12 protein-coding genes and 2 pseudogenes are annotated in these 15,137 nt (G+C 67.5%); 7 read left to right on the plus strand and 7 right to left on the minus strand.

Annotated elements, in window-relative coordinates:
* Positions 1–99 (minus strand): annotated as a pseudogene (locus tag H7I57_RS33470) (hypothetical protein); the annotation flags it as partial.
* Positions 100–124: 25 nt separating this feature from the next.
* Positions 125–871, minus strand: a pseudogene (locus tag H7I57_RS12575) (DUF222 domain-containing protein); the annotation flags it as partial.
* A 58-nt stretch (positions 872–929) separates the two neighbouring features.
* On the opposite strand from H7I57_RS12575, the gene H7I57_RS12580 reads away from it, so the two are divergent.
* Positions 930–1,934 (plus strand): IS1595 family transposase, encoded by a 1,005-nt coding sequence (locus H7I57_RS12580; protein ID WP_264023857.1) that lies wholly within the window; start codon positions 930–932, stop codon positions 1,932–1,934.
* 386 nt (positions 1,935–2,320) lie between these two features.
* Positions 2,321–2,836 carry a DUF6448 family protein gene (locus H7I57_RS12585; RefSeq protein ID WP_264023843.1) on the plus strand — a complete coding sequence of 172 codons (516 nt, stop codon included), beginning with the start codon at positions 2,321–2,323 and terminating at the stop codon, positions 2,834–2,836.
* A 123-nt stretch (positions 2,837–2,959) separates the two neighbouring features.
* On the opposite strand, the gene H7I57_RS12590 is transcribed toward H7I57_RS12585, so the two are convergent.
* Complete coding sequence (locus tag H7I57_RS12590; protein ID WP_264023844.1) at positions 2,960–4,270, minus strand: hypothetical protein; 1,311 nt, start codon at positions 4,268–4,270, stop codon at positions 2,960–2,962.
* A gap of 490 nt (positions 4,271–4,760) precedes the next feature.
* Here H7I57_RS12590 and H7I57_RS12595 point away from each other — a divergent pair, with 490 nt between their 5' ends.
* The 4 genes from H7I57_RS12595 to H7I57_RS12610 all read left to right on the plus strand — a co-directional run bounded on the left by H7I57_RS12595 (position 4,761) and on the right by H7I57_RS12610 (position 8,800).
* Complete coding sequence (locus H7I57_RS12595; protein ID WP_264023846.1) at positions 4,761–6,419, plus strand: diguanylate cyclase domain-containing protein; 1,659 nt, start codon at positions 4,761–4,763, stop codon at positions 6,417–6,419.
* Between the two features lie 114 nt (positions 6,420–6,533).
* Complete coding sequence (locus H7I57_RS12600) at positions 6,534–7,154, plus strand: glycoside hydrolase family 19 protein (RefSeq protein ID WP_264023848.1); 621 nt, start codon at positions 6,534–6,536, stop codon at positions 7,152–7,154.
* 123 nt (positions 7,155–7,277) lie between these two features.
* Positions 7,278–8,165: a universal stress protein gene (locus H7I57_RS12605; protein ID WP_264023850.1), complete on the plus strand. Its 888-nt coding sequence runs from the start codon at positions 7,278–7,280 to the stop codon at positions 8,163–8,165.
* 35 nt (positions 8,166–8,200) lie between these two features.
* A complete protein-coding gene (locus H7I57_RS12610; RefSeq protein ID WP_264023858.1) occupies positions 8,201–8,800 on the plus strand; it encodes a hypothetical protein in 600 nt (199 codons plus the stop codon).
* Between the two features lie 12 nt (positions 8,801–8,812).
* Here H7I57_RS12610 and H7I57_RS12615 read toward each other — a convergent pair whose 3' ends face one another.
* A complete protein-coding gene (locus H7I57_RS12615) occupies positions 8,813–9,955 on the minus strand; it encodes an acyl-CoA dehydrogenase family protein (protein ID WP_264023851.1) in 1,143 nt (380 codons plus the stop codon).
* Positions 9,956–11,188, minus strand: coding sequence for an acyl-CoA dehydrogenase family protein (locus H7I57_RS12620; protein WP_264023852.1), 1,233 nt, complete (start codon positions 11,186–11,188; stop codon positions 9,956–9,958).
* A 155-nt stretch (positions 11,189–11,343) separates the two neighbouring features.
* Here H7I57_RS12620 and H7I57_RS12625 point away from each other — a divergent pair, with 155 nt between their 5' ends.
* Positions 11,344–12,225 carry a hypothetical protein gene (locus H7I57_RS12625; RefSeq protein WP_264023854.1) on the plus strand — a complete coding sequence of 294 codons (882 nt, stop codon included), beginning with the start codon at positions 11,344–11,346 and terminating at the stop codon, positions 12,223–12,225.
* Here H7I57_RS12625 and H7I57_RS12630 read toward each other — a convergent pair.
* On the minus strand, positions 12,197–13,996 hold the full coding sequence (locus H7I57_RS12630) for a putative bifunctional diguanylate cyclase/phosphodiesterase (protein WP_372510210.1): 1,800 nt from the start codon (positions 13,994–13,996) through the stop codon (positions 12,197–12,199). The genes H7I57_RS12625 and H7I57_RS12630 overlap by 29 nt on opposite strands.
* Positions 13,997–14,081: 85 nt before the next feature.
* On the minus strand, positions 14,082–15,137 hold a 1,056-nt coding region (locus tag H7I57_RS12635; protein ID WP_504928638.1), incomplete at its 5' end, for a nitroreductase family protein.

Below are 15,137 nucleotides of genomic sequence, written 5' to 3' on the forward strand. Positions count from 1 at the left end.
CGTGCAGGGTTCGGGATCGTCGGGGTTACACATCCCCGGCGCCGCGTACTTGGCGAAGATCGCCTCCAATACCGCCGACGCTTCGGGTGTCAGGTCCCCAGTGAAGGAGGACGTCCCATCAGAGCGCCGTGCAGGGTTCGGGATCGTCGGGGTTACACATCCCCGGCGCCGCGTACTTGGCGAAGATCGCCTCCAATACCGCCGACGCTTCGGGTGTCAGGTCCCCAGTGAAGGAGGACGTCCCATCAGAGCGCTGCTTGCCCTTCGACACCCCGCGCTTGCGGGCGCGTTCGGTGTCGTCGGGTTCGGGGCCGTCCTGGTCGAGCAGGAACAGGGTCAAGCAGGCGGTGTCCTTGAGTTCCTTGGGTCCGACGCCGACCGCGTTACGGACCAGGCCGACCTCGAACTGCGCGCGGGTGACCGCGTCCACGAAACCCGGCAGCTTGGCGACGGCCTTGCGGATCACCTCGACGTGCTCATTGTTGATCAACCCGTGGGCTTGGGCGGCGGCGGTCGCGGGCAGCAACGGTGGCAGCGACGCTCCGGTCAATGCCCGCCGCGGCGCCAACACCGCGGCCTCGGTCAACCGGCGGTGGGCCTCACTGGTGGAGATCCGCCAGCGGATTGCGAGCACGTCCTTCCAGGACTTGGCACCCATCTGCTGCGGCGTCGCCTCGGCCTGCAAACGGGCCAGCATGCGGTTCCTCAGCGCCGGCAGCTGACACGACAGGGATTCGAGCTCATCGAGGGGCTCGACAAGGTCGGACCGGGTCAGCAAATCGACGTCGCACGCGGTCAACGCGTCGAACGCGGCACGCAACGCGGTCACCGCCTCCTGCAACGCCTCCCCGGACATGACTCGAACATACATACTGCTTATCTGCTTAAGTGGACTTACACTGGTCAGTGTGGGTTTCGACGGCGGTCCCGTGGGTGGTGTGGACTATCCGCGGACATATCAGGAGTTCCGGGCGTGGTTTCCCGACGAAGCCTCGTGTGCAGCGTATCTGGCCCGTTTGCGCTGGCCCGGCGGATTTCGGTGCCCATCGTGCGGTCACGACCGGGCGTGGCAAACCTCCACCCAGCACTGGAAGTGCGTGGGATGCGGCCGTAAGACCTCGGTGTCCGCTGGAACGATCTTTCACCGCACCCGCACTCCGTTGAGCACATGGTTCGCCGCGATCTGGTTGGTCACCTCGCAGAAGAACGGGGCGTCTGCGAAGAATCTGCACGACATGCTCGGCCTGGGCTCCTACGAGACCGCGTGGGCCTGGTTGCACAAGATGCGCCGGGCGATGGTGCGCCCCGACCGAGAGTTGCTCAGCGAGGTGGTCGAAGTTGATGAATCCTTCGTCGGGGGTCGCGCCAGCGGCAAGCTAGGCGCCTCCACAGACAAGGCTCCCGTCATGATCGCAGTGGAAAACGTTGGCACAGAAGTCAATAGGAAACTTCGACTTGGCCGCGTCCGTCTCGCCGTCGCCGATTCTCCTGGGTCGAAACAGCTCGTCGATTTCGCCCGCGCCACCGTTGAGCCCGGCTCGGTGATCCGCACCGACGGCGCCCGGATGTTCCGCGTCCTGGCCAACGAGGGCTACCAACACGAGTACATCTCCGGGTACAGCTCACCTGAACCCGGGCATGTCACACTGCCCGGCCCGCACCGGGTGGCCTCGCTGCTCAAACGCTGGAACGCCGGCACTCACCACTATCGCGTCGAACGCGAGCACCTCCAGTACTACCTCGACGAGTTCACGTTCCGGTTCAACCGGCGCCGATCAACTGCCCGCGGCATGCTCTTCTATCGCCTGCTGCAGCAAAGCGTCAACACCGACCCTCATCCACTAAACGAACTCGTCAGCCGCACGTCAAACGCGATCGCCCTCAACGACAATGACGACAAGTTCATCCCCAGCGACACCTACGGTGAGTTCTAGTCCTGCGCCAGTCCACTTAAGCAGATAAGCAGTACATACATTCGACCACCGACAAGTTCCGGGGCGATGGACCACTTGTTCTCGCGAGTGGAGTGGCGATCAGTAGGGGTGCTTGGTAACTGGTGGCTGGGCAAGTTTTGATGGCCCACTACGGAACAATGTTTCGTGTGCGGCAGAGGATGGTCTTGCGGTTGCGTCCAGCAGAGTGGTGTACGAGTCGGGCCTGATCGGTGGTACCGGCGTGTCGTCGCCGAATGAGCAACGCCAACCCCGAACCGGGCTAACCAAGGACCAACGGCTCTAGCGTCGGGCCGCCCGCAGGCACACGCTGGGCTCAGGACGCGATTTCGAAAGGTCGTGACGAGATGCCACCACATTGCGACTCATTGGACGGCCCGGTGGTGAGCGCCGCCCGCCTCGCGCTCGAGACCGATGAGGTTGATCTGATTCTCCCTTACGTCGATGCCGACGGCGAGCACGAGCTGCGTGATGCGTTCGACCGCGCCCGTAAAGTGCGGACGCTCGGCGGCGAAGCGCGAGATGTCGCCGACCGGTGGTTTTTCGAGACCGCGGTCCGCGTGCACCGCGCCGGGGAGGGAGCGCCGTTCACCGGTCTGAAGCCGGCGGGGCTCGACGTCGGACCGGTGATCCCCACCGCCGAGCGTGCCCTGGAAACGGGAAACCTCGACGAATTGGTCGACGTACTCAGCGCGGCGGTCCGAAGCGAAGTCGAGCGACGCCACGGCCACGCCATGGCGCTCAAACAACTTGCCGGCAAGGGCCTCGCTGAAGCGAGGGAATACGTCGAGGCGATGCTCGGCCTGCAGGTGTGGGCGCATGGCGTCTATCGCCAGGTGATGGCGGATCCACACTCGCATTCCGGTGCGCACAAACACGATTGAGCACAACCGACCTCGCGGCGCCGCCGGTCGGTTGCACACATCGTCCGCATACCTGATGTCTCACTTTGGTTCTCGACGACGGACGGCCCCTCGGCACCGAAGGGGCCGTCGTCATCGAATTACTTACTCGTCGCTGCCGGACTTGGTGCTGTCCGACTTGCCGGACTTGCTGTCGGACGTGTCGGATGCGGTGTCCGGCGTGTCACTGCCGGCGTCGGTTTCGGTATCCGGCGAATCCGCATTGTCCTCGGCACTGTCCTCGTCGGTGGCCTCGGTTTGGTCCGCCTCCGTCGCCGGCGTCTGCTCCTCGGTCTCCGTGTCGTCGGTCGCCGCGTCGTCCGCCTCCGTCGCCGGCGTCTGCTCCTCGGTGATGCTGTCGTCGACGACCACCGCCGTCACCGAGTCACCCTCCGCGGCAGGCTCGGTCGAGCCTTCGGCGGACGTATCGGTGGCCGCGGCAGTGTCGTCCGTGGTTGTCTCCGCGTCGACATTGAGCGTCACCAAGGCGCCGTCCGAAGCGACCTCGGTCGAAGTCACCTTCGCCAGGGTGGCCTCGGTCGTGGTGGCCGACTCGTCGGCCGCTTCTTCCGGCGGGGCGCTCAGCGCCTCCGCGATCGCCTTGGGGAGTTTGACGAACAGCGTGGCGATGGGGCCGTCCTCGCTGAACAAGCCGGGGAAGGTCTCCCATTCGGCGGCAACGCTCGGCTGATAGCCGTTGAGGAAGGCGTTGAGGACCTTGGCGGGCGCGTTGATGACCTCGCTCACCGCAGTCACCCAGTCACCCTCGTACAGGGAGCCCGACACCGCGTTGAGGATGTCGGTGAGCTGGTAGATCGCGGTGAGGGGCGGGCTCAGAAGCGAATACGCGTAGCCGGTTGCGGCGTTGTCGCCGACGAACAGGACGTCGAGCACCTTGGCGACGTTCGGCGCCCCTAGGTCCCGCGCGATCTCGCCCGGAATCTCGAATGCCGGGAACAGGGGCCAGCCCGCCTCGCCGAGCCCGAACACCAGCCAGCTGGTGACCTCGGCGAAGGCCTGGGTGAACTTGCCCTGCAGAACCAGATCCCAAGCGGCTGAGAATGTCTCGGGCAGTTTGCCGAAATGCACCTGCAGGCCGGCCTGAGCCTCTTGGAAGCCCGAACCGATGATCTCGGTGTAACCGGGCAGCTTGGTGAAGAACTGCTGCAGCCCGGGCACCGGGTTGGTGATGATCGCTGCGACATCGTCGTAGATCGACTGGTTGGTGACGATCTGCCACAGCGAGGGCAGCGAGGATGTGGCCAGCTCGCTGCCCCGAATCCCCACGTTCTCGACCGTGGTGCTGATGGTGTCACCCCACGTGGCGATCGGGTCCACCCACGCCGAGAGCTCTACCGCCCGGTCCTGCACGGCGGGCAGGGACAGCGACGGTGCCACCGGATTGATCGCGATCACGGACGCGCCCGCGATTGCGACGCCGGCAATCAGCAATCTCTTGTCGCGGTGAACGGGGGAGTGGGCGCGGACCAGAAATCGCGGTCCGAGTCGGCACGAAGGGCTAATTGCACGGGTTCTCTCCAGGAGTCACAGGGGGACGGGTAGCCACAACGGGCCATGGCGCAGATTAGTAAAGGCTTACCTCACTTACCAGAGCTACGTACCTTGGCTGACCGTGTGAAGTCGGCGTCACCGCGCAACGCACATCAGTCGGCGGTGCTCCCGCCGCACCGAGCCGTTCGCGATGGCCACGCAGTGAGGCCGACGGTGCGCGCCTCGGTGCTGCGTACGCACAAAGACGGCATCGCCTCCGCGCGCTCATGCGGCTTGTTAGCCTGACACGCAGGCTGCGATCAGGGGTGTGGGTGAGGGCCGTCGCGGTCGGCTGACCGGGGGAAGCATGTGCCGAAGTGGTTTTTGACGTGACGACGCAGCGCGCGGGCGACTGATGTCGTCCTGTGACGCCCGCGGCCAGGATGATGCGCGAAGCGAATCCGGCGCCGAAAGGGAGTATCGCCGGCTCCTGGATCGCAGTCTGACGCCGGTGTGCATCCACGCCGGTGACGTTGTGCACTACGTCAATCCCGCTGCGGCCCGGGCTCTCAAGGCGGAGTCGGAGGCCGAGATCGTCGGCCGCCCGATCACCGATTACGTCGACCCCACGTCGTTGGCCGGCGTTCGAGAGCGGATCGCCGGACTGCGAGAGGACGGCGACATCTCGGAGACGTGCGATGTCACCTTGCTGTGCGCCGACGGCACCACGTTGGCCGCACACGCGGTCGCAGCGCTGAGGATGCGGCATGGGACGCCGACCTACGAGGTCATTTTCCGTCGCCGCGCCCCCCGCCACGCCCCCCGCCGGGCCGAAGCCGCCGGCGACGACACGCCATCGGGGGCGACGGTGACGGCGGCGATCATCACCACCGACCGTGACGGCATCGTCACCGGCTGGAACACGGGCGCGCGCAGCCTCTACGGCCGTTCGGCCCGCGAGGTGTTGGGGATGCGCATCGAGCGTGCCGTCGGTGCCGATCTCGATCCGGGCGTCCTCGGCCGGGCGGGTGGGCGGGAGCCCGCGACGCACCACGGCGCTGGAGGCCAAGCACTCTCGGTGCGCGTGCTGGTGATCGCGACCGCCGACGGGCATGTGATCGTGTGCGAGACGACGGGTGCGACCGAACGGAGCGGGGATCGCTTTCGTGCAGTGCTCGACCTCCTTCACGACGGTGTGGTGATCGTGGGAAGTGATGGGCGTTTCGAGTTCACCAACGTGGCCGCACGCCGGATGCTGGGCAGCGGCGCCGAGGATCTCGTCGGAGTGCACCACAGCAGCCGAGGGGTGGATCTGCCGCTCTACGACGCGCAGGGGCAACGGATCAGCATCGATTCGCACCCGATCCGGTGGATCCAGAAGACCGGGCTGAGCCTCGGCGGGCAGGTGGTCGGCGTCGACCGCACCGACGGCCAACGTATCTGGGTGATGGGACACGGCTGCCTGATCGACCCCGGCGATCCCCAGAACTCGTCGGTGCTGTTCTCCTTCACGGATATCACCGAGCATCACGACGCGCGTGAGCGACTGCTGCACGATGCGACCCACGACTGGCTCACCGGACTGCCCAACCGCGGCTACGCACTGGATCAAGCCGCGCTGGCGCTGAAGGAGCACGGTCCCGGCCGTCTGTCGGCGGTGCTGTTCATCGATCTCGACAGGCTGAAGGCGGTGAACGACAGCCACGGGCATCCGATCGGCGACGACGTGCTGCGAATCGCCGCGGCCCGGATGCAGTCGGTGACCCGAGCGCAGGATCTCGTAGCGCGGATCGGCGGCGACGAGTTCGTCGTCCTGCTGATCGGGCCGGTGGAAGGCGCTGGGCCCGAAGCGATCGCACGTCGCCTGCACGATGTGTTGGCCGAGGACATCGTCGTCGGGACGCTGACGCTGCGGATCGGTGCGAGCATCGGGATAACCACCGTGGGCAGCGACGACGAGCGAAGCCTGGCCGATGTGCTCCGGGACGCCGACGCCGCGATGTACAAGGCCAAGGGCCGAGGTCCGGCCAAGACGGCCCATTTCGAGGACGAACAGCCAGACCGCGACCGCTGATGCGACAGTGGTCCGGGCGGAGACCCTGCTGGGGCCCTCACCCCGCCGGCAGGCGATTTCGCTTGAGCAGGAACATCATCGGAAAAGCAATTAGGAAAGGTGGCTGAGGCCGCGGTGAACACGCAGCCGACCGACGAAGCCGAATCGCTTCTGTCGCCGGGGGAGATCCTCGCCGAGGCGATGGGCCGCAGCATGCCGCTCGAGCGCTACCACGCGTTGCTGCCCGGCGTCGCGGCCGCGCTGAGGGAATGCGACTGCACCACGGTGGACCGCATCGCGATGTGGCTGGCGCAACTCGGACATGAGTCAGGCGGGCTGAAGTTCATGGAGGAGATCGCCGACGGGTCCGCGTACGAGGGCCGCACCGACCTCGGCAACACCGAAAGGGGAGACGGCCCCCGATTCAAGGGGCGTGGGCCGATCCAACTGACCGGGCGCAACAACTACGCCGCGGTCTCCCGGTGGGCGCACGGCCGCAACCTGGTGCGCTCACCCACGTTTTTCATCGATCAGCCCGCCCAGCTTGCCGGCGACACGTTCGGTTTCTTCGGTGTCGTCTGGTACTGGACCGTGGCCCGCGACCTCAATGCGTTCGCCGACGACGGCGATCTCGAGGGCGCGACGCGCGCCGTCAACGGCGGGCTGCACGGCATCAAGGACCGGCGCGCACGATGGAATCGATGCAGACGGCTCGGGACCCGCCTGCTCACCATCGGCGAGGTTCGCAGCACGTGACGATCCGCGCCACCGGTTGTCGGAGTGCTCAGGGACTTTCGTCTCTTACCTGGGCCCACCCGAGGCGATAACGTCGGTGTGTCAGGCGGCATCGACGCCGCCGTTCAGGTGAGGAGCGCACCAATGTCCACCCAACCAGCGCACCGCGGCATCGTCGTCGGAGTCGACGGCTCGGCGCCGTCGCGCGTCGCCATCGACTGGGCCGCCCGCGATGCCGCCCTGCGGCGGGTCCCGCTGACCCTTGTGCACGTGCTGCCGGGCGCATCCGTGCAGGCGTGGGTTCAGGTCCCGCTGCCCACCCAGTTCATCGAGGACGAGCAGCAGAATGCGCGCGAAGTGCTCGCCGACGCGCTGCGCGTCGTCGAGGCTGCCACCGTGGGTGTCGAACACCTCCGCGTCGACCAGAAGGTGATCCCTGGGCCGCCGATCCCGGCACTGACCGACCTCACCAAGGACGCCGACATGATCGTCGTCGGAAGTCGCGGGCTCGGTACGGTGAGTCGCCTGCTGCTCGGATCGGTCAGTTCCGGGCTCGTGCAGCACGCGCACTGCCCGGTCGCGGTGATCCACGACGAGGATCCGCTGATTCCGCATCCCTCGCAGGCGCCGGTCGTCGTGGGCATCGACGGCTCACCGGCATCCGAGCACGCCACCGCGATCGCGTTCGACGAGGCGTCGCGGCGCGGGGTCGGCGTGGTCGCCGTGCACACCTGGAGTGACGCCGGCTATGAACTGCCCGACGCCGGTTGGTCGGAGATGCAACCGGAGGAGGACATGCTCCTCGCGGAACGCCTGGCCGGGTGGCAGGAACGCTATCCCGATGTCACGGTGCGCCGCGTGGTGCGCCGCGACCAGCCGGCCCGCCGCCTGCTGGAGGAGGCCGAACAGGCCCAGCTGCTGGTGGTGGGCAGCCACGGGCGCGGTGGATTCGCCGGGATGTTGCTCGGCTCGGTGGGCTCGCAGGTGGTGCAGTCGGCGCGGGTGCCGGTGATCGTCGCGAGACGCGCGTGACCGTGCGCCGTCAGCGATCGTGGCTCGCCGCCGCGATGGCGTTGGTGGGGTTGGTGATCGGTTATCGGGCGCGCATCAGGCCCCGGCTGTACTTCTGGGGCGCCACGCGTGAAGAGATCGTCGCGGGTCTGCCCGGGGACGACCTGGTCGCCACCGCCCAACCCCGGACGACTCGTGCGGTCACCATCGACGCGGGGCCGGAGGCGATCTGGCCCTGGCTGGTGCAGATCGGCGAGGACCGCGGCGGGTTCTACAGCTACAGCCGCCTGGAACGTGCCGTGGGCGCCGACATCCACAACGCCGACACAATTCACGCCGAATGGCAGGACCGGCAGGTCGGCGACACCGTGTGGCTCGCGCGTCGCGGCGGCGACCGGGGGAGGCAGGTCGTGGCGGCCTTGGTGCCGAAGTCCCACCTCGTGCTCATGAGCCCTGACGACTACGAGCGAGTCCAGCGGGGTGAAAAGGCTTCGGGCAGTTGGTCGTTCCACCTGCTCCCGGAAGGGGAACGCACCCGGCTGGTGGCCCGCGGCAACGGCGGATACACCGGTAACCTGCTCTACGACATCGCGCACTTCGTGATGGAGCGCCGGATGCTGCTCGGAATCCGCCACCGGGTCACTCGGCCCGGGTGACGCGGATCGGACCTATCGCGTGGTCAGCTGCGCGTAGCGGGACACGTGGTGGTCGGTCGACCCGAACTCGGACTGCAGGGCGGTCAGTCGCTTGAAGTAGTGCCCGATGGCGAGTTCCTCGGTCATGCCCATCCCGCCGTGCAACTGCACCGCCTGCTGCCCGACGAACTGCGCGGCCCTGCCGACCGTCGCCTTGGCGGCCGAGACCGCACGCGCGCGGGTTTCGTCGTCGGCCTCGAGGTGCAGGATTGCCAGATACACCGCTGCGGAGGACTGTTCGACCTCCATGTACATGTCCACCATGCGGTGCTGCAGCACCTGGAAGGTGCCGATCGGCTGCCCGAACTGCTGTCGCTGCTTGCAGTACTCGACGGTGTCGGCCAGCACCTTTCGCATGCATCCGACCGCTTCGGCGCAGACCGCCGCCGCTCCCTCGTCGCGCGCCTGCGCCAACGACGGCCAGGCAGCGCCCTCTTCACCGAAAAGCGCTGTCGCCGGCAACCGCAGGCCGTCCAGGACGATGTCGGACGCCCGCCGGTCGTCGATCGTGCGGTAGCTGTGCAGCTCGATTCCCGTTGCGCCCGAGGAGATGTCGACCAGGAACAGGGAGATGCCGGCAGGATCGCAGACGTCACCGGACGTCCTCGCGGTGATCAGCACGTGGCCGGCCAGCGGCGTGCCGGCGGAGACGATCTTCGTTCCGGTGAGCACCCAGTGGTCACCGTCGCGTGCGGCGGCCGTCGACACGTGCTGCCAGTGCTCGCCCGAGGTCGGCTCGGTGGCCGCCAGTGTGACGATCTCGGTGCCCGAGACGATCTTCTCCACCAGGTCGGCGGCGATATCGCCGCCGGCGCGGCGCAGCAACCCCGCTGCCACCACCGCGGTGTCGACATACGGCTCGACCACCAGGGCGTGCCCCAAAGCCTCGGCGATCAGCATCATCTCGACCGGCCCGCCACCGATGCCACCCCAGTCCTCGGGGAGGGCCGCACCGAGAATGCCGAGCTCGTCGGCGAAGGCGCGCCAGATGTCGGGCTGCCAGCCCTGGCCGGTCTTGGCCGCCGAACGGCTCTTCTCCAGGTCGTATCGCGTTGCGAGGAACCTGGTGAGGCCACCGCGCAGCAGTTCCTGTTCGTCGTTGAGTTTGAAGTCCATCTAGAGCCCCAATGCAGCTTTGGCCAGGATGTTGCGCTGAATCTCGTTGCTGCCGGCGTAAATCGAGCCGGCACGGTCGTTGAAGTAACGCAGGGGAGCCACGGCCTGCCAGGGCTCCCCGCTGACGTAGTCATCGGCAGGCGGTACGAAGTCGGCGATGGGGCCGCCGGGGCAGGTGGCGTGGGGTTGGTACACGCGGCCTCGGGGACCGGCGGCTTCCATCGCGAGTTCGGTGATCGCCTGGCTGAGTTCGGTGCCGAGCACTTTGAGCATCGACGATTTCGCTCCGGGGTTTCCGCCCTCGGCCACCACTGCCAGCACCTGGTATTCGAGGATCTCGAGGACCTCGGTGCGGATGCGTACGTCCGCGAGCTTGCGGGCGAAGGCTGGATCGTCGAGCAGGCGGCCGCCGCCGGGCCCGGGTTGCCCGGCGGCCGCCGTGGCGATCTCCTCGGCCATCACCTGCAGTGCCGGTGCCGACGCGCCACCGCCGCGCTCGAACTCGAGCAGATACTTGGCGACGGTCCAGCCGTCGTCGATCTCGCCGATGACGTTGGTCTTGGGCACCCTCACCTCGTCGAAGAACACCTGGTTCTGCACCTCTTCGCCCGACGTCATCACCAGCGGGCGGATCTCGATGCCCGGCGTCGACATCTCGATGAGGACGAACGTGATGCCCCGCTGTTTCTTGTCGGTCCTGGTGGTGCGCACCAGCGCGAACATCCAGTTCGCTTCCTGCGCGTGCGTGGTCCAGATCTTGCTGCCCGTGCAGACCAGATGGTCGCCGTCGTCGCGGGCGGCCATCGACAGCGCCGCGAGGTCTGATCCCGCCTCCGGTTCGGAGTACCCCTGGCAGAAGAACACCTCGCCGGTCAGGATCCGCGGCAGGAAGTAGTTCTTCTGGTCGTCGGTGCCGAATTTGGTGATCGCGTGGGCGACCATCTTGATGCCCATCGGCGACAGGGACGGCGCACCGGCCAGCGTCGATTCCCTGCTGAAGATGTAGTGCTGGGTCAGGGTCCAGTCGCATCCGCCGTAGGCGACCGGCCACGCCGGGGCGGCCCAGCCCTGCTCGTGCAGGATCCGCTGCCATTCCATGCTGGCGTCGTGATCGGCGTAAACGCTGGTCATCAGGCGTCCAGCGCGTCGCAACTCAGGCGTCAGCCTGGCATCGAGGAAGGCTCGTACCTCGTCGCGGAACGCGAGGTCGGTCGCCGACCATTCCAGGTCCATCGAAGTTCCCTCCTCTGCACGGTTTCAGACACAGAGTAAACCTAGTTAGTTAAGTGGGGTCACCCCGGGGTTTCCCGGGGGCGCGGCCGGCCGGCCGATCCGCACGTCGTGGTGCCCGGACCGGAGGGAACCGGACCGGAGGGGACAATGAACCGATGACCCCAGCCGTCGGGAGCCACAGCCCGGCCTTTCACACCACCGACGCGACGCCGGATCTCGAATGGGACGACGAAGCCGATGTGGTGTGCACCGATGCCGGTCTCCCGGGGTTGGCGACCGCGATCTGCGCGGTCGACGATGGCGTCGAGGTTTTCGTCGCGGGTGCGCCCGAGACCGAGGCCGGCGCCACCGACCGTGGATGGTTCACCCTCGAGTGCGGCGACAGCGAGACGGCGGCCTACCTCACCGACCTGACGGCCGACCTCGATGTGGCGGCTCTCGCGCACCGCGACGACGACCTGCCGATCCGGTGGGTCCGTGAGCCCGCCGACCGGCCGGGGCGAAAGATCGCCCCGTTCGTCGGTTCGCGGTTGCGGGACTGGTCCGCCGAATGCATCCCGGCGCCGTCGGGTTACCTGTACACCCGGGTGACCGACTGGACCTCCACTGCGATGGAGTCCGGTGACGGCGAGGCGTTCGAGGTGACCGAGATCGGGTCCATGACCGTCGCTCCCGGTGACGACGTGGGCTCGGTGCTCGACTGGCTCGGCGCCGAGGCGCACATGCGCGGTGTTCGCGTGTACCGGGCAATGCGATTCGAGCGCCTGGTGTTCGAGGGGGGTCAGGTGATCGGGGCTGTCTTCGCGACATCCGACGGCCCCTTCGCCGTTCGCGCCAGGCACGGGGTGCTGCTCTGCCGGGCCGGGTCTCCTGCCGGCGAGGTAGGTATCGACACCCCCGACGGCGCCGTCCTGCGGGTCGCGCTGGTGAGCAGGGTCGGCAGCCGGTTCGGCCGCGTCGAGCTGCTGACGGCGGACCCGGCTGTCGCGTCGGATCCCGCGGCGTCGGTCAGGGCCGCGACGACGCCGAGAAGTTGACGGGTATCCGGCCCTTGGCGAGGAGCGACTCCATCGCCGCCCCCGCGATCGGACGGGACAGCAGGAAGCCCTGCGCTCGGTGGCAACCGTGCCGGAGCAGGGTCAACGCTGCCGCCTCGGTTTCCACGCCCTCGGCCACCAGTTCCAGCCCGAACGCCTCGGCCAGTGCGATGATCGCCCGTACGATCGCGAGATCGCCGGGGTCTGAACCGAGTTCGCGGACGAAGCTCTTGTCGATCTTGAGGGTGTCCACCGGCAGCGATTTCAAATGGGACAGCGCGCTGTAACCGGTGCCGAAGTCGTCGATCGCGACCTGCACGCCTGCCTCCTTCAGGCCCGCGACCGTGATTCGGGTGGTTTCGATGTCCTGCACCACCACGCTCTCGGTGATCTCCAGGCAGACCGAACCACGGTCGAGATCGAACTCGTTCAACACGCCTGCGACGGATTCCACGAAGCCGTCGGTGACCAACTGCACCGGCGAGACGTTGATCCGCAGGACGGTGTTCGTGCCGACGCCACGCGACCGCCAGCCTGCGAACTCGGCGCACGCCGAACGCATCACCCAGCGTCCCAGCTCGCCGGCGAGGTTGATGGATTCGGCGACCCCGATGAACGAATCGGGAGACAGCAGTCCCCGGGTCGGATGCTGCCACCGGACGAGCGCTTCGGCGGCCAGGATGTCTCCGGTGCGCATGTCGACTTCGGGCAGGTAGTGCAGAAGCAGCGCGCCGTTCTCGATGACGCTCTGCAGATGGAGCTCGATGTCGTTGCGGAACTCGCTCTTCATCGACATGTCGTCTGTGAAGGCCGCGACCTTGTTGCCTCCGGAGTTCTTGGCGGTCAGCACCGCCTGGTCTGCCCGGCGGAGGAGATCAGACGTGCTGTCCTGACCAGGTATCCCAAGGGCGACACCGATACTCACCGTCCGGGTGAGCATCTCACCGTCGATGGAGACGCGCTCCCGCAGCGTCGACTGCAGCCGATGGGCGAGTGCTTCGGCGGCGCCGGCATCCATCGGCTCCGCGGGGACCACGACGAACTCGTCGCCGCCGAGGCGGGCGATCAGGTTGGGTCCTTCGGCGCCTCTTCGGAGACGTTCGGCGAGCACCCGGATGAACCAGTCGCCGGCCGTGTGACCGAGGTAGTCGTTGATCGCCTTGAGCCTGTCGAGGTCGAAGAACAGCGCCGAGACCGGTCCTGGCCGGCCTTCGGCCAGCCGCGCGTCCAGGTGTGCCAGCAAGGCGCGACGGTTGCACAGCCCGGTGAGGTCATCGTGTTCGGCGAGGTAGCGAAGTTGTTCCTCGGCCTGCACCCGCGCCTGAACCTGCGCGAACAGGGAGGCGATCGCCTTGAGTGCGTTGAGCTCTGCTTCGGTCCAATTGCGGTCGCCGAACTTCACGAAGCCGAGCACACCGGTGGTCAGCTCGTCCGAGAGCAGCGGCACGCACGCCATCGAGGTCTCCGGGATCTGCCTGCCCTCGTTGATCCTCTTTTGGTAGTCGTCGGTCGCCGGTTCAGGCCGGAAGACGACCGCCTCCTTCTGGTGCTCGGCAAGGGCGAACACCGGATCCGCATCGCGGAAGTACACGACCCCGAGGGGATCGGGGTCCGGGATGCCGGGACGCACCGGCCATTCGGCGACGAGCACCGACGCGTGAATGGTGTGGTCGTTGCGGCGCAGGAAACTCACATCGACACCGAAGTACTCCACCAGGTAGGCGAGTACCTGCTGACTCACTTCGGCGGATGTGGCCGCCGACACACCCATCAGTCGCGTGGCGACCGATGTGACGACCAAGTCCAGGCTCTCGGGCAATGGCTCGTCCTGTCCCTTCAGGCCCTTGTGACATGGGTCAACGCATGCCCCGGCGCTGGCTCACCACAGACGTGCGTGGTGCCCGAGACAGCCGCAAGACCAAGGCCACTGATTCGGCGGGTTCCGAGCCGAACAGCTTGCGGAGATTGTATTGCAGACGGGCGAGGTCCCGCGTGTACGCCGGGGACAGCGCGTGAAAGTCCCTTTCGTCGAGGGCGTAGAGGAACGCCGGCGAGACCGGATGCACGGCGAGTCCGTGCTGCTGGGCGCGGATCCACACCGACTCCACGGCGGACCCGGCGCGGGCGAAGTCGGTCAGAGCGCTGCCGCGCATCGAGATGACGGCCATCCCGGCTGCCGCCGAAACCTTGGTGTAGGTGTCATCCCCGAGGGCCCAGCCGGCGCCCCAGCGCGCGAGATCGGACATGACGTCGCCGCGTCGCAGGATGCCGAGCAGCGCCACGTCCGAGTCCCGCAGCTCGAGGCTCCTCACATCGATCCCCGTGCTCTGGCGAGCATCACCAGTCAGACGCAGTTCGTCGAACATCTGAGCGTGAAGATGCGGCGTCAGGTAGCGAATCCGGTCGGCGGCAGCCAGGATGGCGGCGACCTCGCGGAGGTCGTCGTGTGCATCGAGGATGCGGAGGCCGGCGTCCTCCGCTTCCGCGGCAGCGCACAACTGCGCGACGAGATCGGCGGGGATGTCGACGCGAGTGCCGGTGTGCCGGTTGGTCTCGCGCCGCCACATGGGCTCGTACAGGGCGGCCAATTCGGCGTCGCCCCCTGGCGAGAGACGTATCGCGGCGCTCAGCGGGGATCGTTCGTCGCCGCTGCGGAAGTCGACCGTCGCGGTGAGGCCGTGCGCGGCGGCGGCCACCCGCGCGTTGAACGCGGCGGCGCCGACCGCGACCGCGCTGCCGCGGAAGCCGACGTCCATGGCCGAGCTGAGGGCGGGGTCGAGCTGGATGGTCAGCGTGGACCCGTGCTGGTCGATGTGCCACGGCTGGGTGTTTCCGCCGGAGGGCGCCCGCATCGCAGCGGCCGCGACCGCGGCGGCGGCGTCCTGAACCGGTCCCGCGGCGCCCGGCCCCGG

It is taken from the genome of Mycolicibacterium pyrenivorans (assembly GCF_025821625.1).
Lineage (GTDB): Bacteria > Actinomycetota > Actinomycetes > Mycobacteriales > Mycobacteriaceae > Mycobacterium > Mycobacterium pyrenivorans.

Bases quoted from the DNA above. Each gene is read 5' to 3' on its own strand.
- H7I57_RS12595 (WP_264023846.1), top strand. From the start codon at position 4,761: ATGTCGTCCTGTGACGCCCGCGGCCAGGATGATGCGCGAAGCGAATCC.
- H7I57_RS12605 (WP_264023850.1), top strand. From the start codon at position 7,278: ATGTCCACCCAACCAGCGCACCGCGGCATCGTCGTCGGAGTCGACGGC.
- H7I57_RS12610 (WP_264023858.1), top strand. From the start codon at position 8,201: ATGGCGTTGGTGGGGTTGGTGATCGGTTATCGGGCGCGCATCAGGCCC.
- H7I57_RS12615 (WP_264023851.1), bottom strand. From the start codon at position 9,955: ATGGACTTCAAACTCAACGACGAACAGGAACTGCTGCGCGGTGGCCTC.
- H7I57_RS12620 (WP_264023852.1), bottom strand. From the start codon at position 11,188: ATGGACCTGGAATGGTCGGCGACCGACCTCGCGTTCCGCGACGAGGTA.
- H7I57_RS12625 (WP_264023854.1), top strand. From the start codon at position 11,344: ATGACCCCAGCCGTCGGGAGCCACAGCCCGGCCTTTCACACCACCGAC.
- H7I57_RS12630 (WP_372510210.1), bottom strand. From the start codon at position 13,996: ATGGGTGTGTCGGCGGCCACATCCGCCGAAGTGAGTCAGCAGGTACTC.